Annotated in this window: 20 protein-coding genes; 4 read left to right on the plus strand and 16 right to left on the minus strand. The window is 69.4% G+C overall.

Translation table 11 applies throughout. The annotated features are described in order from the left end of the window. Positions 1–61 precede the first annotated feature (61 nt). The 10 genes from hisF to hisD form a co-directional block, all read right to left on the minus strand. Positions 62–823 carry an imidazole glycerol phosphate synthase subunit HisF gene (gene hisF / locus ACFVDI_RS18575; RefSeq protein WP_378907833.1) on the minus strand — a complete coding sequence of 254 codons (762 nt, stop codon included), beginning with the start codon at positions 821–823 and terminating at the stop codon, positions 62–64. A gap of 76 nt (positions 824–899) precedes the next feature. Further along, complete coding sequence (priA, locus tag ACFVDI_RS18580) at positions 900–1649, minus strand: bifunctional 1-(5-phosphoribosyl)-5-((5-phosphoribosylamino)methylideneamino)imidazole-4-carboxamide isomerase/phosphoribosylanthranilate isomerase PriA (protein ID WP_378907837.1); 750 nt, start codon at positions 1647–1649, stop codon at positions 900–902. Positions 1650–1808: 159 nt separating this feature from the next. Next, positions 1809–2528, minus strand: coding sequence for a VOC family protein (locus ACFVDI_RS18585; protein WP_378907842.1), 720 nt, complete (start codon positions 2526–2528; stop codon positions 1809–1811). Between the two features lie 266 nt (positions 2529–2794). Beyond that, positions 2795–3472, minus strand: a complete 678-nt coding sequence (locus ACFVDI_RS18590; protein WP_378907845.1) for an isochorismatase family protein — start codon at positions 3470–3472, stop codon at positions 2795–2797. Then, positions 3473–3973: a DinB family protein gene (locus ACFVDI_RS18595; protein ID WP_378907848.1), complete on the minus strand. Its 501-nt coding sequence runs from the start codon at positions 3971–3973 to the stop codon at positions 3473–3475. Positions 3974–4002: 29 nt separating this feature from the next. After that, positions 4003–4335, minus strand: a complete 333-nt coding sequence (locus ACFVDI_RS18600) for a hypothetical protein (protein WP_378907850.1) — start codon at positions 4333–4335, stop codon at positions 4003–4005. Then, positions 4336–4980: an imidazole glycerol phosphate synthase subunit HisH gene (hisH, locus tag ACFVDI_RS18605; RefSeq protein WP_378907855.1), complete on the minus strand. Its 645-nt coding sequence runs from the start codon at positions 4978–4980 to the stop codon at positions 4336–4338. Continuing rightward, positions 4977–5591 carry an imidazoleglycerol-phosphate dehydratase HisB gene (hisB, locus tag ACFVDI_RS18610; protein WP_160024307.1) on the minus strand — a complete coding sequence of 205 codons (615 nt, stop codon included), beginning with the start codon at positions 5589–5591 and terminating at the stop codon, positions 4977–4979. The genes hisH and hisB overlap by 4 nt, the downstream gene beginning before the upstream one ends. Continuing rightward, positions 5588–6685 (minus strand): histidinol-phosphate transaminase, encoded by a 1098-nt coding sequence (locus ACFVDI_RS18615; RefSeq protein WP_378907861.1) that lies wholly within the window; start codon positions 6683–6685, stop codon positions 5588–5590. Before ACFVDI_RS18615 ends, hisB begins: the two co-directional genes overlap by 4 nt. After that, positions 6682–7980 (minus strand): histidinol dehydrogenase, encoded by a 1299-nt coding sequence (gene hisD / locus ACFVDI_RS18620; RefSeq protein ID WP_378907864.1) that lies wholly within the window; start codon positions 7978–7980, stop codon positions 6682–6684. The genes ACFVDI_RS18615 and hisD overlap by 4 nt, the downstream gene beginning before the upstream one ends. 126 nt (positions 7981–8106) lie before the next feature. Between hisD and ACFVDI_RS18625 the strand changes: the two genes are divergently transcribed. The 3 genes from ACFVDI_RS18625 to ybaK all read left to right on the plus strand — a co-directional run bounded on the left by ACFVDI_RS18625 (position 8107) and on the right by ybaK (position 10200). Then, positions 8107–8898, plus strand: a complete 792-nt coding sequence (locus tag ACFVDI_RS18625; protein WP_378907869.1) for a hypothetical protein — start codon at positions 8107–8109, stop codon at positions 8896–8898. A gap of 151 nt (positions 8899–9049) precedes the next feature. Then, a complete protein-coding gene (locus ACFVDI_RS18630; RefSeq protein WP_378907873.1) occupies positions 9050–9712 on the plus strand; it encodes an LON peptidase substrate-binding domain-containing protein in 663 nt (220 codons plus the stop codon). Next, positions 9712–10200, plus strand: coding sequence for a Cys-tRNA(Pro) deacylase (gene ybaK, locus ACFVDI_RS18635; protein ID WP_378907878.1), 489 nt, complete (start codon positions 9712–9714; stop codon positions 10198–10200). Before ACFVDI_RS18630 ends, ybaK begins: the two co-directional genes overlap by 1 nt. A gap of 39 nt (positions 10201–10239) precedes the next feature. Here the strand turns inward: ybaK and ACFVDI_RS18640 are convergent, their stop codons facing one another. Together ACFVDI_RS18640 and dnaE are read right to left on the minus strand one after the other, a co-directional pair. Beyond that, positions 10240–10854: a hypothetical protein gene (locus ACFVDI_RS18640; protein WP_378907881.1), complete on the minus strand. Its 615-nt coding sequence runs from the start codon at positions 10852–10854 to the stop codon at positions 10240–10242. Continuing rightward, positions 10839–14423, minus strand: a complete 3585-nt coding sequence (dnaE, locus tag ACFVDI_RS18645; protein ID WP_378907883.1) for a DNA polymerase III subunit alpha — start codon at positions 14421–14423, stop codon at positions 10839–10841. The genes ACFVDI_RS18640 and dnaE overlap by 16 nt, the downstream gene beginning before the upstream one ends. A 152-nt stretch (positions 14424–14575) precedes the next feature. Here dnaE and mmuM point away from each other — a divergent pair, with 152 nt between their 5' ends. Continuing rightward, positions 14576–15439 carry a homocysteine S-methyltransferase gene (gene mmuM / locus ACFVDI_RS18650; RefSeq protein ID WP_378907886.1) on the plus strand — a complete coding sequence of 288 codons (864 nt, stop codon included), beginning with the start codon at positions 14576–14578 and terminating at the stop codon, positions 15437–15439. Positions 15440–15447: 8 nt separating this feature from the next. Here the strand turns inward: mmuM and ACFVDI_RS18655 are convergent, their stop codons facing one another. From ACFVDI_RS18655 to ACFVDI_RS18670, 4 genes are read right to left on the minus strand one after another with little or no spacing between them, the layout of a single operon-like run. Next, positions 15448–15924, minus strand: coding sequence for a GNAT family N-acetyltransferase (locus ACFVDI_RS18655; RefSeq protein WP_378907889.1), 477 nt, complete (start codon positions 15922–15924; stop codon positions 15448–15450). After that, positions 15911–16852: an RluA family pseudouridine synthase gene (locus ACFVDI_RS18660; RefSeq protein WP_378907891.1), complete on the minus strand. Its 942-nt coding sequence runs from the start codon at positions 16850–16852 to the stop codon at positions 15911–15913. Before ACFVDI_RS18660 ends, ACFVDI_RS18655 begins: the two co-directional genes overlap by 14 nt. After that, the gene (lspA, locus tag ACFVDI_RS18665) at positions 16849–17391 is read right to left on the minus strand and encodes a signal peptidase II (protein ID WP_378907896.1); all 543 of its coding nucleotides are present in this window, start codon (positions 17389–17391) and stop codon (positions 16849–16851) included. Before lspA ends, ACFVDI_RS18660 begins: the two co-directional genes overlap by 4 nt. Positions 17392–17420: 29 nt before the next feature. Beyond that, the gene (locus ACFVDI_RS18670; RefSeq protein WP_328531537.1) at positions 17421–17849 is read right to left on the minus strand and encodes a TraR/DksA family transcriptional regulator; all 429 of its coding nucleotides are present in this window, start codon (positions 17847–17849) and stop codon (positions 17421–17423) included. Positions 17850–18028 lie beyond the last annotated feature (179 nt).

Consider the following 18028-nt stretch of genomic DNA (forward strand, 5'->3'; position numbering starts at 1 on the left):
GTCGTGTGCCGGGTGAAGCAGCCGCGTAAGCGAGTTGTGGACGGTTCACGAGTGCGACCCGTCAGCGAACCGGCGCACCGGCGCCGGAGAGCGCCTGCTTGACCTCGCCGATCCGCACCTTGCCGAAGTGGAAGATGGTGGCCGCCAGGACGGCGTCCGCGCCGGCCTCGACCGCGGGCGGGAAGTGCTCGGCCTTCCCCGCGCCGCCGGAGGCGATGACCGGGACGGTCACCTCGCTGCGTACTGCCTTGATCAGGTCGATGTCGAAGCCGTCCTCGGTGCCGTCGGCGTCCATCGCGTTGAGCAGGATCTCGCCGGCGCCGAGCTCGACCGCCTTCGCGGCCCACTCGATCGCGTCGATCCCGGCGGACTTGCGGCCGCCGTGGGTGGTGACCTCGAAGCCGGAGTCAGTCCCCGGCGCCCGGCGGGCGTCGACGGAGAGCACCAGGACCTGGTTGCCGAAGCGGTCGGCGATCTCGGCGATCAGCTCGGGACGTACGATCGCCGCGGTGTTGACCGCGATCTTGTCCGCCCCTGCGCGGAGCATCCGGTCGACGTCGTCGACGCTGCGGATCCCACCGCCGACGGTGAGCGGGATGAAGACCTGCTCAGCGGTGCGGGTGACGATCTCCAACGTCGTCGCCCGCCCCTCGTGGGAGGCGGAGATGTCGAGGAAGGTGAGCTCGTCGGCGCCTTCCTTGTCGTACGTCGCCGCCAGCTCCACCGGGTCGCCGGCGTCGCGTAGCTCCTTGAAGTTGATCCCCTTGACGACGCGACCGGCGTCGACGTCGAGGCACGGGATGACGCGTACGGCAAGGCTCATGCCGCCACCTCCGTAGCGCAAGCACCAGAATACGGACGCGGCGGCCTGAGGCCCATGGTCGCTCGCTGGCGCTCGCTCATGACAGGTCCCCGCGCTGCCGGCCGAGAGTGAGGTCGAGCGCCTCGGCGAGGTCGAGGGAGCCGGTGTAGAGCGCCGTGCCGGCGATCGCACCCTCCACGCCGATCTCCACCAGGCCCATCAGCGCCTCGATGTCGTCGATCGTGGTCACTCCTCCGCTCGCCACGACCGGCCGGTCGGTGGCCTCGCAGACCGTGCGGAGCAGGTCGAGGTTGGGACCCTGGAGCATGCCGTCCTTGTTGACGTCGGTGACGACGTAACGGGCGCAGCCCTCCTGGTCCAGTCGGGCAAGGGTCTCGTAGAGGTCGCCGCCCTCCTTGGTCCAGCCGCGCGCGGCGAGGGTGCGGCCGCGTACGTCCAGGCCCACCGCGACCCGGTCACCGTAGGTAGCGATCGCCCGCCGGGTCCACTCCGGGTTCTCCAGCGCGGCGGTGCCGATGTTGACCCGGCGGCAGCCGGTCGCCATCGCGGCCTCGAGCGACTCGTCGTCGCGGATGCCACCGCTCATCTCGACCTTGATGTCGAGCTTGCCGACGATCCCGGCGAGGATCTCGCGGTTGTTGCCGTGACCGAACGCGGCGTCGAGGTCGACCAGATGGATCCACTCGGCGCCGGTCTCCTGCCACCTCATCGCGGCCTCGAAGGGATCGCCGAACCGCTTCTCCGACCCGTCCACGCCCTGGACCAGCTGCACCGCCTGCCCGCCCTTCACATCGACGGCCGGCAGGAGCTCGAGATAGTCACCCATGGGACGATCCTATGTTCTGTACGCCGCCACCCGCGCCCCGCGGTCCGGCTGCGAGACGGCGGTATGTTCAGCAAGGTATGCAGGCCAACCGTCACTTCCCTCGTGGAGCTCCTCATGGGAAGCGATGCTTCGGCTGCGTACCTTGCTGAACATACCGACTCAGCGAGGCGCCAGCACCTCGAACTCGTACGCATCCGGGTCGGTCATCCTCGCCCATCGACCCGCACCGCCGGTCTCGTCGACCAGGGTCGCACCGAGATCGACGAGGCGACGGATCTCGTCCTCGGGACCCGTTTCCTCGGGCGCGATCAGGTCGAAACGGAACCGGTCCCGGGGTCCGCGCGGCACCGGCGGCGGCCCGCCCCAGGCGACCTTGGCCGTTCCAGATGGGGTCGCGACCGCGGTCTCGCCGTCCTGGTCCCAGACGAGCGGCCAGCCGAGCGCGGCGCTCCAGAAGGTCCCGTTCTCCCGCGACCCGTCCGCGGCCACCTCGCCCAGGAACCCGGTCCCCGCCAGCCAGTTGTTACCGGCCGGGATGACGCACAACTCGTTGCCCTCCGGGTCACCGAGCACGATGTGGTCCTCCTCCGGCAACTGCCCGACATCGAGGTGGCGGGCGCCGAGGTCGATCAGCCGGTCCACCGTCCGCTGCTGGTCCTCGGGCAACCGGCTGGTCAGGTGGAGATGGTGCGGGTTCGCCAACGTCTTGGGCGTGTCCGTGGGCAGGAACCGGATCCGGAGATCCTCCTCGGCCCGTGGCGACAATCTGATCTCGCCGTCCCCGGCCTCGATCTCCCGACCCAGCACCGCCGCCCAGAACCCCGCGACTCGCTCAGGGTCGTTGGCGTCGATGCAGATCCCGAACCCCCGAGGTGCCATGACCGGCAACGTAGGACCTGACCGGCCGCTTGCACAACCGGATTCGATCAGTTCGCGTCCGCAGGCCACGCAACCACGGCCGCGAGCTGGCCAGCCCCTTCTCCATGTCGGGCGCGATCACCTTCTCCATCGAGTAGAACCTGAGCAGCAGCCCCATCACCCCGCTCACCGAGCCGGTGTGGGTCCAGGCCAGCCGCGTGCCGTCGGCGACGGTGGCGAGGGTCGAATGTCACCGTGCTCCTGCTCTTGAAACGGCTTCAGGAATGTCACGACGGTACGCCTGCGGCGACGAGTTCGAGAACGTCCTCGGTGCTGCGTACGTCTCCGAAGGTGCGATAGATGGTCGTCAGCGTCGCGTTGTGGGACTCGTCGTTGCGACCAGCGGTGGCGTCGGCGACCAGGATCGTGCGATACCCCAGCGTGGCAGCGTCGCGCACCGTGCCGGCGACGCAGACCTCGGTGAGAGTGCCGGTGACGAGGACGGTCTCGATTCCGCGGTCTCGAAGCTGGTCGTGCAAGGTCGAGCTGCCCGGAAAGAGCGCGCTCGTTGCGGTCTTCTCGACGAGCAGGTCGCCATCACGTGCCTCCAGCCCTGGCCCGAGCCTCCTCTCGACCGGCCCGGCCCCGCCGCTTCTCCGGAACATCTGCGCGACGTCCTCACCGAGGAACTCTCGCGCCCACGCCGTCGGACCGGGGTCGCCCGGCACGATCCACGCCACGGCGCCACCGGCATCACGAAGGGCTTCCGCCAACAGACGTACGTTCGGGGTGATCGCGTTGCAGATCTCGTTCGCTTCGTAGAAGAAGGGAACGAGATCGACCACGAGCAGCGCGGTCCGGGTCGGGTCGAGAGTCTCGTACGCATAACGGCTGCCCCGCCGGGCCTCGTGACGTACGTACTCACGCTCGGGTATCGCCCACCGGTGCACCCCTGACGCGGGCACTCAGGCTCTCTCGGGGTTGACACCGACGGAGCCGTCGATGGTCTCGCGGAGGATGTCGGCGTGGCCCGCGTGACGGGTGGCGTCACAGAGGCGGGCGGCCATGACGTTGAAGAGCATCACCTTCTCCTCCCACCACGGTACGTCGCCGGGGGCGTCTATCGGGAGCGCTGCGATCGTGGCGTCCACGTGCGCGCCGACCAGCCCGTAGAGGTCGAGGACGTCGGCGCGGCTCTCGTGCTCGGTGGCCCGATGGGTGGCGTCCCACCACCCGGCGGTGTCCCAGGGCGGGAGATCGAGCGGCGGCGTACGGCCGAAGACCTCGCCGAAGTAGCGCGCATCCGAGAGGGCGTTGTGCTTGACCAGGCCGAGCAGGTTGGTGCCGGTGGGCGTCATCGGGCGGCGGATGTCATCCTCCGGGAGCCCCTCGAGCTTCCACACGAGCGCGTCCCGGACGCCACAGAGCTTGTCGTGCAGATGGGCCTTGGCAAAGTCGTCGATCACGACGACCATCCTGCCGTGCCCGGGACGGATCAGCGGCGGAACAACAGTGTGTAGACCACCGGCGCGACCAGCACCGACGCGATGGCCGCGAAGACCACGGTGCCGATGTCCTCGGTGACGAGATAGACCATCGCGTTGAGGAGCAGAAGGACGGCGACAAGGATCCGTACGTTGCGCCGTCGGCGCTCCGCGAGCGCACTCGCCGGCCGGGACCGGCGAGCCGGAACCCACCCCAGGAGCCGTTTCCGCCGGGCCCGGCGCGCGGCCTCCTTGGCCTCCCGCGCGGCCCGGGACTCGGCGGCGGCAGCAGCGAGCCGCTCGCGCTCGGCACGGGCCTTCGCGCGGGCCCCGGTCTGGGCCACCTACGCCGCCTTCAGGGACTGCACCCAGTTGCGCAGCACCGCGGCGCCGGCGTCGCCGGACTTCTCCGGGTGGAACTGGGTGGCGCTCAGCGGCCCGTTCTCGACGGCCGCCACGAACCGGTCACCACCGTGCTCGGCCCAGGTGACCAGCGGGGCGACGGTGCGGTCATTGGTGACGAGGGTCCAGTCGCGCACGCCGTAGGAGTGGACGAAGTAGAACCGCTCCTTCTCGACGCCTGCGAACAGCGACGAGCCCGCGGGGACATCGAGCGTGTTCCAGCCCATGTGGGGCACGATCGGCGCCTGGATGCGCTCGACGACGCCCGGCCACTCGCCGCACCCCTCGGTCTCGACACCGTGCTCGATGCCGGTCTCGAAGAGGATCTGCATGCCGACGCAGATGCCCATCACGGGACGCCCACCGGCCAGCCGCCGGGCGATGATCCGCTCGCCGCGGATCGCCCGCAGGCCCTTCATGCAGGCCTCGAAGGCCCCCACGCCGGGCACCAGCAGCCCGTCGGCCGCCATCGCGGCGTCGAGGTCACCGGTCAGCTCGACCGAGGCACCGGCACGTTCGACGGCGCGCACGGCGGAGCGTACGTTGCCCGAGCCGTAGTCGAGCACGACCACCGAAGGCTCGCTCACAGGGCGCCCTTCGTCGACGGGATCCCGGTCTCGCGCGGGTCGTAGGCGATCGCGTCGCGGAAGGCCCGCGCGAACGCCTTGAACTGCGTCTCCACGATGTGGTGCGGCTCGCGGCCGGCGAGCACGTTGACGTGCATCGTCAGGTGGGCGTGGTGGGCGATGGAGTCGAAGATGTGCTGGGTCAGGGAGCCGAGATAGGGAACCCCGGACCCGCCGAGCAGCACGTACTGCTGCCCTTCCGGCTCACCGGTGTGGACCGAGTATGGCCGCCCGGAGACGTCGACGACGCACCTTACCAGCGCCTCGTCGAGCGGGACGGTCGCGTCACCGTAGCGGCGGATGCCCTTCTTGTCACCGAGCGCCTGGCGCAGTGCCTGGCCGAGCACGATCGCGGTGTCCTCGACGGTGTGGTGGGCGTCGATGTGCACGTCGCCCTCGGAGTGGACGGTCAGGTCGACCAGCGAGTGGCGGCCGAACGCGGTCAGCATGTGGTCGTAGAAACCGACTCCCGTCGACACGTCCACCCGTCCGGTGCCGTCGAGGTCGACCTCGACGACGACCTTCGACTCCGAGGTCTCCCGCTCGATGCGGGCAGTCCTTGCCGAACTCATGCGCGTGCTCCGTTCACATCGGTCAAAGCTCTTCTGAATGCGTTCATCTCGCGGGGTGTGCCGACCGAGACCCGCAGCCATCCCTCGGGCCCGGTCTCGCGAATCAGCACCCCGTGGTCGAGCAGCCCCTGCCACACGGCGTGCCGATCGGCGTAGCGCCCGAAGAGGACGAAGTTGGCGTCCGAGTCGGCCACCTCCAGGCCCTCGCCGCGCAGCCACTCGACCAGCGAATCCCGCTCCGCGCGGAGCGAGGCGACATAGCCCAGCAGCTCCGGCGCGTGCCGTAGCGCGGCGCTCGCCGCCGCCTGGGTCACCGCGGAGAGGTGGTAGGGCAGGCGTACGACACGGATCGCGTCACAGATCGCCGGGTCGGCCGCCAGGTAGCCGAGCCGCAGCCCCGCCCCGGCGAAAGCCTTCGACATCGTGCGGGTGACCACCAGGTTGCGGTGGGCGGAGAGCAGCTCGAGCGCCGAGGGAACCCCGCTCCGCCGGAACTCGCCGTAGGCCTCGTCGACCACGACGATCCCACCGTCACCGACCGCCTCGCACAGCGCGGTCACCGCCTCCGGCGGCAACGCGGTGCCGGTCGGGTTGTTGGGGCTCGGCAGCAGCACGACGTGGGGCTGGGTCTCCTCGACCAGCGCCCGCGCCTTCTCCAGGTCGATCGCGAAGTCGGTCTCGCGGTGCCCGACGACCCACTCGGTGTTGGTGTCGCGGGCGTACTCCGGATACATCGAGTAGGTCGGCGCGAAGCTGATCGCGGTGCGCCCCGGGCCACCGAATGCCTGCAGCAGCTGCAGCATCACCTCGTTGGACCCGTTGGCCGCCCAGACCTGCGCGGGCGTGATCTGCGCCTTGGGCACGTCGGCCCGGAGGTACGCCGCCAGCCCCTCCCGCAGCGCGACGAACTCGCGGTCGGGATAGCGGTTGAGGTTGCGCGCCGCAGCGCCGACGCTCGCCGCGATGTCGGCGACCGTCTCGGCGGAGGGCTGGTAGGGGTTCTCGTTGACGTTGAGCTGGACCGGGACGTCCAGCTGCGGCGCACCGTAGGGCTCGATCCCGGCGAGCTCGGCACGGATCGGCGGCCAGCTCATGAGAACCTCACCGACACTGCGGCGCCGTGGCCCGGCAGGTCCTCGGCCTCGGCGAGCGTGACGACGTGGTCCTTGACCGCCGCCAGCCCCTCGCGGGAGTAGTCGACGACGTGGATCGACTTGGTGAAGGCGCGCACCGAGAGCCCCGAGGAGTGGCAGGCGCAGCCGCCGGTGGGCAGCACGTGGTTGGAGCCGGCGCAGTAGTCGCCCAGCGACACCGGGGCGTAGGACCCGACGAAGATGGCGCCGGCGTTGCGGATCCGCCCGGCGACCCCGGCGGCGTCCGCGGTGTGGATCTCGAGGTGCTCGGCGGCATAGGCGTTCACGACGTCGACACCCTGGTCGACGTCGTCGACGAGCACGATGCCCGACTGCGCACCGGTCAGCGACGTACGGATCCGCTCGACGTGCTTGGTCGCGGCGACCTGCTTCTCGAGCTCGGCCTCGACGTCGGTGGCGAGCGTCTCGGAGTCGGTGACCAGCACCGAGGCTGCGAGGGGGTCGTGCTCGGCCTGGGAGATCAGGTCGGCGGCGACGTAGGCGGCCTCGGCGGTGTCGTCGGCGAGGATCGCGATCTCGGTCGGGCCTGCCTCGGAGTCGATCCCGACCTGGCCCTTGAGCAGGCGCTTCGCGGTGACGACATAGATGTTGCCGGGCCCGGTGACCATGTCGACGCGCTCGCAGGGGTCGACCCCGTAGGCGAACATCGCGATGGCCTGGGCGCCGCCCACGGCATAGACCTCGTCCACGCCGAGCAGCGCGCACGCAGCCAGGATGGTCGGCTGCGGCAGGCCGCCGAACTCCTTCTGCGGCGGCGAGGCCAGCGCGATCGAGGGCACCCCGGCGACCTGCGCCGGCACGACGTTCATCAGCACCGAGGAGACCAGCGGCGCCAGACCGCCGGGCACGTAGAGACCCACGCGTCCCACCGGCACCTTGCGGTGGGTGACCCGGGCGCCGGGCGCCAGATCGGTGACCGCGTCCTGCTCGAGCTCGGCGGTGCAGGTCGCCCGCAGGCGCGCGATCGACTCCTCGAGCCCGGCGCGGATCTCGGGGTCCAGCTCGTCGAGGGCCTTGGTCAGCGCGGCTGCCGGAACCCGGATGTCATCGACGCGTACGCCGTCGAACCTCTCCGAGAACTCGGCGATCGCCTCCTGTCCGCGCTCGCGGACGGCGTCGATGATCGGCTGCACCGCATGAGTGGCCGCCTCGATGTCGAACTCGGCGCGCGGCACGGCGGCGCGGTAGTCGACGGTGCCTCTGTCGGCACCCCTCAGGTCGATGCGGCGGATCATGCCGCAAGTCTACGAGTCGGTGGGCCCCAGAGCCGATCTGCCGACGCCACGTGGACGCGGCCGGGAAGCGCATACGGCGCGCCGATCGGGGTACCCGGAGAACCGACCCATCAAAGGAGGATCGCCATGGCACGCCCTGGACTTTTCCACCGACACGACAAGCATGCCGACGAGAGCTACCCCGAGACCGACGTGAACCACGCCGAGACTCGTGATCCCTACCCCGGTGGCCCTGCGGTCGTCGGCCACGACGACAACGTCGAGCCGCCGCACCGGGCCAACGAGGATGTCAGCCAGGTGCGCGACCGGGGCACCGACGGCGGACCCGGCAGGGGCTACGAGGCAGCCGGCGTCGAGCACTACCGTCACGCCGAGGACAGCCGTCGTGCCGCCCTGCACGACACCTACGGCGGCATCAACTGGGGCGCCTGCTTCTTCGGCTGGTTGGTCGCGGTCGGCGTGACCGTCCTTCTCGGAGCGATCATCAGCGCCGTCGCCTCCGCGATCGGCACCGACCAGAACTGGACCCAGACCGACCTGGAGTCGATGGCCGACTCGATCGGGATCGCGGCCGCGATCACGCTCGCCGTGGTGATGTTCATCGGCTACTACGCCGGCGGGTACGTGGCCGCCCGGATGTCCCGCTTCGACGCCCGCAGGCAGGGCCTCGGTGTGTGGATCGTCGCGATCGCGGTGATGGTCATCGCCGCCGTCGCCGGCGCGCTGTTCGGCTCCAACTACGACATCATGCAGCGGCTCGACCTGCCCAACGTGGGGGTGAGCACCGACCAGCTCGGCTGGGGCGCGCTGATCGCCGGGGTCGTACTCCTGGTCGTGATGCTCGTCGGGGCGCTCCTCGGCGCCGCCACGGGCCAGCGCTACCACACCAAGATCGACCGCGCGGCGTACGAGGACTGACGGCTCGGACCGACACTCGGGGTGGGGTTCGCGGGCGCACACCCCCGCGAGCCCCATAGGTTGGTCCCGTGAATGAGCGCCAGCGAGTGAACCATGCAAGCATCGCGCCGCCGCCTCCGTACCATGGCGCTCGCGCAACGGAGGTGGCGGCGTGAACGAGCGACTCCCGATGTTCCCGCTCAATGCGGTCCTGTTTCCCGGCGTGACACTGCCGCTACGGGTCTTCGAGGACCGCTACCGCGCCATGGTGCACCACCTCCTCCGTCAGGAAGAGGAGGAGCGCCACTTCGGCTCGGTGGCGATCCGCGAGGGCTATGAGGTCGGGGAGACCGGTGCCCAGTCGCTCTACCGCGTCGGCGTGAGGCTGCTGATCACCGAGGTGGAGCAGCACAAGGACGGCTCGTTCGACCTCGAGGTGCTAGCCGTCGACCGGATCCGGATGGACAGCCTGGTCAGCTCGGGCGACTTCCCCGTCGCCGACGTCGAGGAGCTCCCCGAGGACCACGTCACCGTCCCGGGCAGCGTCGTCGACACCGCCCGGGCGACCTTCACCGCCTACCGTGCCGCGCTGCTGGAGTTCCGCGAGGACCCGTTCACCGGCTCGCTCCCCAAGGACCCGGAGTTCCTCTCCTGGACCATCTCGGCCACCACTCCCCTGCCGATGCCCGACCGGCAGGCTCTGCTGGAGGCACCCGACGCCGCCCTGCGCCTGGGCATGGCCACCGACCTGCTCCGCGCCGAGCTCAGGGCGATGAACGTCATCCCGTCGTTGCCCGCCACCGAGGTCGCCCGCACGAAGTGGTCGCCCAACTGATGGCGAAGAAGAAGACCGCTGGAGGCACCCCGGCGACCGTCGCTCTCACCCAGGCCGGCATCGACTACACCCTCCACCCCTACGAGCACGACCCGCGCGCCGAGTCCTACGGCCTGGAGGCCGCCGAGGCCCTCGGCGTCGAGCCCGCGCGGGTCTTCAAGACGCTGATGGCCTCACTGGACGGAAAGCTCGTCGTCGGCATCGTCCCCGTCACCGGCCAGCTCGACCTCAAGGCGCTGGCCCGGGCACTGGGTGGCTCCAAGGCGCAGATGGCCGAGGTCTCCGCGGCCGAGCGCGCCACCGGCTACGTCGCCGGCGGGATCTCACCCGTCGGCCAGAAGCGTCCGCATCCGACCGTCGTGGACGAGTCGGCCACGACGTACGAGACCGTCTACGTCTCCGGCGGCCGCCGAGGCCTCGATCTGGAGCTCGCCCCGACGGACCTGATCAAGATCACCGGCGCTGCCACAGCCCCGATCGCCAGATGACCCGCCGAGTCGGCTCGTCATGACGCGCCGGCTCGACGCTCAGGAGCGGGGCAGGCCCTCCGGGTCGGCGTCCTCGTGGGGCGCCCACATCAGGAAGATCACCATCAGCGCCAGCATCGCCGAGCCCGGGACGAGCAGGACCAGCCACGGAGAGGCCAGCTGGAAGCTGTCCTGGAGAACGGTGCCGTCGGCGGCGCCCTTGGCGAGACCGTTGGGGTCCTCGGGTGAGAGCAGCGAGGTGACCAGCAGCATCAGGCCACCACCGACCGCTCCCCCGAGCGTCACCGCGGCGAGGGTGACGAGCTCGGAGCGGTTGAGCCAGACCGCGGCCGCGATGCCGACCAGCAGGCCGAGCACGATCGCGCAGACCGAGAACCAGGCGGTCGCCGCGAAGACGCCCTGGTCGATGTTCTGCGCGATCGTCGGCGGGTCGATCGCGATGAGCCCGCGGTACCACTTGTCCTCGAGCACCATCCCGGTCGGTGGGGTCCACAGCGTCGCCGCGGCGAGACCGGCGGCGAGACCGCCGACGACGAAGGCGACGACGATGATCGCCACCTGCACCAGCACCGGGCGGGACAGGTCGGGGCGGGCGGAGCGGCGGCCGGTCACGTAGAGACTGGGCGGCGGCGGCACGATCAGATTGTCAGGCATCCTGGTCCGAGGAGGTGTTTGAGGTCGGCGAACAGCTCGGGAGTCGGTGTAACCCGCAGCCGGTCATCGAGCTTCATGACCCGGGTCGCGTCCCGTGTCATCAACCGTAGCCTGACCTCGGCTACGCCGGGGTAGGTGGTCAGTACGTCACGCAGCGAGGCGATCACCGGCGGCGTGCACCGCGTCGACGGCAGCGTGATCACCACCGGTCCCCCGGCCGCACCCGGCCCACCGGTCAGGTCGGGGACGGTGACCTCCTGGCCGCGCAGCTCGGGCTGGTCCTTGTCGCGGGAGAGCTGGCCCTTGACCCGGATGATCGAGTCCTCGACCAGGTGCGGCGCCGCCAGCTGGTAGGACGAGGGGAAGAGCAGAACCTCGACCGAGCCCTCCAGGTCCTCCAGCGTCACCGTGGCCCAGGCGTCGCCCTTCTTGGTGATGCGCCGGTTGACGTTGGTGACCAGACCGGAGACCGTGACGGTGGAGTTGTGGGGTCGCGACTCGTCGGTCATCAACTGGCCGATGGTGCAGTCGGTGCCGTTGGCGAGCACGTGCTCCAGGCCCATCAGCGGGTGGTCGGAGACGTAGAGGCCGAGCATCTCGCGCTCGTGGCCGAGCAGGGTCATCTTGTCCCACTCGTCCATCTCCGGGATGGCCACCGAGACCCCGAACTCGACTCCGTCGCCGTCGTCGAGACCGCCGAAGAGGGAGTCCTGGCCGATCGCCTCGTTGCGCTTGATGTCGACGTACTGGTCCACCGCGGTCTCGTGGATCGCGACCAGCGAGCGGCGCAGGTGCTTCATGTCGTCGAAGGCACCGGCCTTGATCAGCGACTCGATCACGCGCTTGTTGCAGACCCGGTCGGGCACCTTGGCGAGGAAGTCGTTGAAGTCCTCGAAGCGGCCCTTGCTGGCGCGCGCCTCCACGATCCCGTCGACCACCTGGGCACCGACGTTGCGGACCGCGGTCAGGCCGAAGCGGATGTCGCTGCCGACGGCGGTGAAGTCGTGGGAGGACTCGTTGACGTCGGGCGGCAGCACCGCGATCTTCATCCGGCGACACTCGTTGAGGTAGATCGCCATCTTGTCCTTGTCGTTCTTGACCGAGGTCAAGAGCGCCGCCATGTATTCGGTCGGGTAGTTGGCCTTCAGGTAGGCGGTCCAGTAGGTGACCACGCCGTAGGCAGCCGAGTGCGACTTGTTGAACGCGTAGTCGGAGAACGGGAGCAGGATCTCCCAGATGGTGTCGATCGCGCTCTGGGAGTAGCCGCGCTCGAGCATGCCGGCCTGGAACCCGGCGTACTGCTTGTCGAGCTCGGCCTTCTTCTTCTTGCCCATCGCGCGGCGCAGGTTGTCCGCCTGTCCCAGCGAGAACCCCGCCAGGACCTGGGCGATCGACATCACCTGCTCCTGATAGACGATCAGGCCGTACGTCTCCCCCAGCACCTCCGCGAGCGGCTCCTCGAGCTCGGGGTGGATCGGCACGATCGGCTCACGGCCGTTCTTGCGGTGCGCGTACTTGTTGTGGGAGTCCGCGCCCATCGGGCCGGGCCGGTAGAGCGCGGAGACCGCGGTGATGTCGGCGAAGCGGTCGGGAAGCATCGACCGCAGCAGGGCGCGCATGCCACCACCATCGAGCTGGAAGACGCCGAGCGTGTCTCCGCGCTGCATCAGCTCATAGGTCGGCTTGTCGTCGAAGGGGACCTCCTCGAGCACCAGGTCGATGTCGCGGTTGGCCCGGATGTTGGCGAGCGCGTCCTCGAGGGTGTGGAGGTTGGAGAGGCCCAGGAAGTCCATCTTGACCAGGCCGAGCGACTCACAGGTCGGATACTCGAACTGGGTGACGACCTGGCCGTCCTGCTTGGGCTCCATCAGCGGGACGATGTCGATGATCGGCTCGGAGGCCATGATCACGCCCGCCGCGTGGATGCCGGTCTGCCGGATCTGGCCCTCGAGACCGAGCGCGGTCTCGTAGATCTTGCGGACGTCGGGATCGGTGTCGTGCAGGGCGCGGAAGTCGCCACCCTCGCCGTAGCGCTTGTGGTCGGGGTTGAACAGCTCCTTGAGCGGCACCCCCTTGCCCATCACGTCGGGCGGCAGCGCCTTGGTGATCCGGTCGCCGATCGCGAAGCCGTGGTCGAGGATGCGGGCGGCGTCCTTGATCGCCTGCTTGGCCTTGATCCGTCCGAAGGTGGCGATCTGGGCGACCTTCTCCGCCCCGTACTTCTCCATGACGTACTTGATCGTCTCGCCGCGGCGGTGGTCGTCGAAGTCGATGTCGAAGTCGGGCATCGAGGGACGCTCGGGGTTGAGGAACCGCTCGAAGAAGAGTCCGTGCTCGAGCGGGTCGAGGTCGGTGATCTTCAACGCGTACGCCACGATCGACCCCGCCCCCGAACCACGGCCCGGTCCGATCCGGATGCCGTTGTTCTTCGACCACTGGATGAAGTCGGCGACCACGAGGAAGTAGCCCGGGTAGCCCTTCTGCAGGATGACGTCGATCTCGAACTCGACGCGGTCCTTGACCTCCTGGGTGAGCTTCTCCCCGGGATAGCGGATCTCGATGCCGCGCCAGGTCTCCTTGCGCAGCCAGGACTCCTCGGTCTCGCCCTCGGGGATGTCGGCGCGCGCCATGTAGCCACCGGTGGACTCGGTGAACTCGACGTCGCAGCGCTCGGCGATCAGCAGGGTGTTGTCACAGGCCTCGATCAGGTCCTGCTGCCCCCACAGCTCGCGCATCTCAGCGGCGGTCTTGATGTAGTAGCCGCTGCCCTCGAACGCGAACCGCTTGCCGCCCTTGGAGTAGGGCGGCTCGGTCATCCGGCTGCCGGACTGGACGCACAGCAGCGCCTCGTGCGCGCCGGCGTCCTCGGGGTTGTTGTAGTGGGAGTCGTTGGTGGCGACCGGGCGGATGCCCATGGTCTTGCCGAGCTTGAGCAGGTCGTCGCGGACCCGCTTCTCGATGGAGATGCCGTGGTCCATCAGCTCCAGGAAGACGTTGTCCTTGCCGAAGATGTCCTGCAGCTCGCCGGCCTCCTTGAGCGCCTCCTCCCACTGACCCAGCCGCAGCCGGGTCTGGATCGCGCCCGAGGGGCAGCCGGTGGAGACGATGATCCCCTTGGAGTGCTCGGCGAGGATCTCCTTGTCCATCCGGGGCTTGAAGTAGTAGCCCTCCAGGCTGGACCGGCTGGAGAGCCGGAAGAGGTTGTGCATCCCCTCGGTGTTCTCCGCCCACATCGTCATGTGGGTGTAGGCGCCACCGCCCGAGACGTCGTCGCCGCCCTCCTGGGCCGCGTCGCCCTTGCCCCACCGCACCCGCTTGCGCTCCGAGCGCGGGGTGTTGGGGGTGATGTAGGCCTCGATGCCGATGATCGGCTTGACGTCGTGGGCCCGCGCCTTCTTCCAGAAGTCGTAGGCCCCGTGCATGTTGCCGTGGTCGGTCATCGCGATCGCCGGCATCTCGAGCTCGCTGGTCCGCTTGAACAGACCGTCGAGGAGCGAGGCACCATCCAGCATCGAGTATTCGGTGTGGACGTGCAGGTGGACGAATGAGTCCTTGGAGCCGGCCGCCATTGGCGTGGAGCCCTCCTCGAGGTCGTACGGATGGAGCGGGCGCAGGAGCCCGTGCAGACGGACGACCTGGGGGAAGGACTACAGACTATCGGGGACCACCGACAGGTTTGGTAGGCGGGCCGAGGGTCTCGAGAGGATATGTTTGAGATGTGGTGACGATCCTCGACGGCGGCCTGTCCAACGCGTTGGAAGCACGCGGTCACGACGTCTCAGGTGCCTTGTGGACCGCCCGGCTGCTGGACGAGTCGCCCGCGGAGATCGCCGCCGTCCACCGCTCCTATTACGCCGCCGGCGCCGATGTCGCCACGACCGCCAGCTATCAGGCCAGCGTGCCCGGTTTCGTGGAGGCCGGGATGAGCGAGACGTACGCCACCGAACTGCTGCGCCGCAGCGTGCGCGTCGCCCGCGAGGTCGCCGCGGAGGCGCCCGGGCGCCTGGTCGCCGCCTCGGTGGGTCCCTACGGCGCCTACCTGGCGGACGGGTCGGAGTACCGCGGCCGCTACGGCGTCTCCGCGGCGACGCTGCGCGACTTCCACGCGCCCCGGCTGGCGCTGCTGGAGACCGAGGACCCCGACCTCATCGCGGTCGAGACCATCCCGGACATCGAGGAGGCCGAGGTGCTGGTCGACCTCCTCGACGACATCGGCCTGCCGGTCTGGTTCTCCTACTCCTGCGCCGGCACCCGCACCCGGGCCGGCCAGCCGCTGGCCGACGCCCTGGCGCTGGCCGCTGGCATCCGCTCCGTGGTCGCCGTCGGCGTCAACTGCTGCGACCCCGCCGACGTTCCCGCCGCCATCCAGCTGGCCGTCGCCACCGGCGAGCCCGCCGTCGTCTACCCCAACACCGGCGAGACCTACGCCGACGGCGCCTGGACCGGCACCCCTCACTTCCGCCCCGGCGAGGCCCTCTCCTGGGCCCGGGCCGGCGCGACGTACATCGGCGGCTGCTGCCGCGTCGGCCCCGCCGAGATCGCCCTCATCGCCTCCGAGATGTCCCACCTGCAGGCCGAGGCGTGACGCTGCGGCTAGGGCCAGGCCATCCGTACGTCGGGAGTCTTCTCCTGGTTGGCGGAGCCGTCGGTGCGCTCGACCTCACGCAGGCCGTGGCGGGCGTAGAAGGCCCGGGCGGGGGTGTTCATCTCGAAGACCCACAGGCCGAAGCCGTCGGGGGCCAGCGACTTGACCAGGTCGAGCAGCATCGTGCCGATGCCGGTGCCCTGGGCTCGAGGGTGGACGAAGAGGTCGTCGAGCCAGGTCGTGGTGAAGGCGGCGAACGCGGAGACCTCGCCGCCGACCTCCGCGACCCAGACCTGCGACCCCTTCTGGGGAGCGAGGACCTTGACCCCGAGCCACTCCCGGATGTCGGAGACCGGGTAGATCGGTGGCGGCATCGGCGCGGCCGCACGGGCCTCGACGTAGGTGCGGACGATCTCGGCGACGTCCTCGGCCTCGGCCGGGCGGAGCACTGCCTCGGTGGGAGCCGCGGATTCAGTGCTGTTCACGGATCCAGGCGAGCGCATGCTGGAGATCGTCGGGGTAGGTCGACTCGAACGTGACGTACTCACCGGTCTCCGGATGGTCGAAACCGAGCTTCACCGCGTGCAGCCACTGCCGCTCGACCCCGACGCGGCGGGCGAGGGCGGGGTCGGCACCGTAGGTCAGGTCGCCGACGCACGGGTGCTTGAGCGCGGACATGTGGACGCGGATCTGGTGGGTGCGCCCGGTTTCGAGGTGGATCTCCAGCAGCGAGGCGAAACGGTGTGCCTCGAGCGTCTCGTAGTGGGTCACCGAGTGGCGGCCGTCGGCGCGGACCGCGAACTTGTAGTCGTACTTCGGGTTGCGCCCGATCGGGGCGTCGATGGTGCCCTCGAGCGGGTCCGGGTGGCCCTGGACCAGCGCGTGGTAGGTCTTGTCGACCGTACGCTGCCGGAACGCGTTCTTGAGGACGGAGTAGGCGTGCTCGGACTTGGCGATCACCATCACGCCCGAGGTGCCGACGTCGAGGCGCTGGACGATGCCCTCGCGCTCCTTGGCCCCCGAGGTGGAGATCCGGAAGCCGGCCGCGGCGAGGTGCCCGACGACCGTCTGTCCCTGCCAGCCCGGCGAAGGGTGCACGGCCACGCCGACGGGCTTGTCGATCACCACGAAGGCGTCGTCGTCGTAGATGATCTTGATGCCCTCGACGATCTCGGGCTTGATCTCCAGCGGGTCGGCCTGAGACGGGATGGTGGCGTCGAGCATCGACCCGGCGCTGACCCGGTCGCTCTTGGCCACCACCGAGCCGTCCACGGTCACCAGACCGTCGGCGATCAGCTCCGCGGCCCGGGTGCGGGAGAGGCCGAACAGCCGCGCCATGGCGGCGTCGACCCGCTCCCCCTCCAGACCGTCGGGGACGAGAAGCGTGCGCTGGTCGGCGTGACCGAAGCTCACGTCGCCTCGCCCTCGGAGGCGTCCTCGGTCTTGTCCTTCGCCTTGTCCGCGGCGCCGCCGTCGACGGACCCGTCGAGCCCGATCCCCTTGAAGGAGAGGATCACGATCATCACCGCGGCGACATTGATGCACATGTCGGCGACGTTGAAGATCGGCCAGTTGGGCAGCTGCAGGAAGTCGACGACGTGGCCGACGTAGAACCCGGGTTCACGCAGCAGTCGGTCGATCAGGTTGCCGCTGATGCCCGCGACGAGGATGCCGAGCGCGAACGCCCAGCCCCGGTGTCGCGCACGGCGCGCGAACCAGAGGACGCCGATCGTGGCCACGATCGAGAGCGTCGTGAAGAACCAGGTGAACCCGGTCCCCGTCGAGAAGGCGGCTCCCGGGTTGCGGATGATGTTGAGCTGCAGCACGGAGCCGATCAGCTCCTGCGGCTGCCCGGGAACGAGTGTCGCGACCGCCCAGAGCTTCGTCAGCTGGTCGATGACCAGGAGAAGCACTGCAACGGTCGCGAACTCTGCCCATCGAACAGGGCGCACGTCGGACTCTGGACCGGTATGTGCGTCGCTCAGCGACGCTCCTCGCGCTGCTTGCATGTCATGCACAGTGTGGCACGGGGGAAGGCCATGAGCCGCATCTTGCCGATCGGCTCACCGCAGGACTCGCAGATGCCGTACGTGCCGTCCTCGAGGTATCCCAGAACCCGCTCGATCTGGGCCAGCTTGTCCTTCTCGCTGTTGACCACGGTCAGCTCGTGGTCACGCTCGAAGCTGGTCGCCCCCATGTCGGCCTGGTCCTGGCCGGCGCCGTCGCCTGAGTCCTTCATCAGGCCGGACAGCTCGGCCTCGAGAGCGGTGAGCACCTCGAGGCTGTGAGCCCTCATCTCGTGGAGCTCGTCGACGACCTCGTTGAGCTCGTCCTTGGTCCACGGGTCCTCGCCGTCCTTGACCTTCAGCTGGTCAGGAGAGACGACGGTCTTGGTTGCTTTCTTAGGCACGGCACTCGCTTTCTGGTGTGAGACACGGCCCCCCGGGCCGCAGGTTGGTCAAGGTTTGGCTAGGCGCTCGCCGTGGCCACCGACGTGGAAGCCATGACTGCGAGGCTGGTATTCCCAGAAAGCTCGGGCGGCATCACATGGATACGCCCGACGGTCGCGACAACGCGACCGTCCATAGG

The organism is Nocardioides sp. NPDC057767 (assembly GCF_042798275.1).
GTDB lineage: Bacteria > Actinomycetota > Actinomycetes > Propionibacteriales > Nocardioidaceae > Nocardioides.

Bases quoted from the DNA above. Each gene is read 5' to 3' on its own strand.
- hisF (WP_378907833.1), bottom strand. From the start codon at position 823: ATGAGCCTTGCCGTACGCGTCATCCCGTGCCTCGACGTCGACGCCGGT.
- priA (WP_378907837.1), bottom strand. From the start codon at position 1,649: ATGGGTGACTATCTCGAGCTCCTGCCGGCCGTCGATGTGAAGGGCGGG.
- ACFVDI_RS18585 (WP_378907842.1), bottom strand. From the start codon at position 2,528: ATGGCACCTCGGGGGTTCGGGATCTGCATCGACGCCAACGACCCTGAG.
- hisB (WP_160024307.1), bottom strand. From the start codon at position 5,591: ATGAGTTCGGCAAGGACTGCCCGCATCGAGCGGGAGACCTCGGAGTCG.
- ACFVDI_RS18615 (WP_378907861.1), bottom strand. From the start codon at position 6,685: ATGAGCTGGCCGCCGATCCGTGCCGAGCTCGCCGGGATCGAGCCCTAC.
- hisD (WP_378907864.1), bottom strand. From the start codon at position 7,980: ATGATCCGCCGCATCGACCTGAGGGGTGCCGACAGAGGCACCGTCGAC.
- ACFVDI_RS18625 (WP_378907869.1), top strand. From the start codon at position 8,107: ATGGCACGCCCTGGACTTTTCCACCGACACGACAAGCATGCCGACGAG.
- ybaK (WP_378907878.1), top strand. From the start codon at position 9,712: ATGGCGAAGAAGAAGACCGCTGGAGGCACCCCGGCGACCGTCGCTCTC.
- ACFVDI_RS18640 (WP_378907881.1), bottom strand. From the start codon at position 10,854: ATGCCTGACAATCTGATCGTGCCGCCGCCGCCCAGTCTCTACGTGACC.
- dnaE (WP_378907883.1), bottom strand. From the start codon at position 14,423: ATGGCGGCCGGCTCCAAGGACTCATTCGTCCACCTGCACGTCCACACC.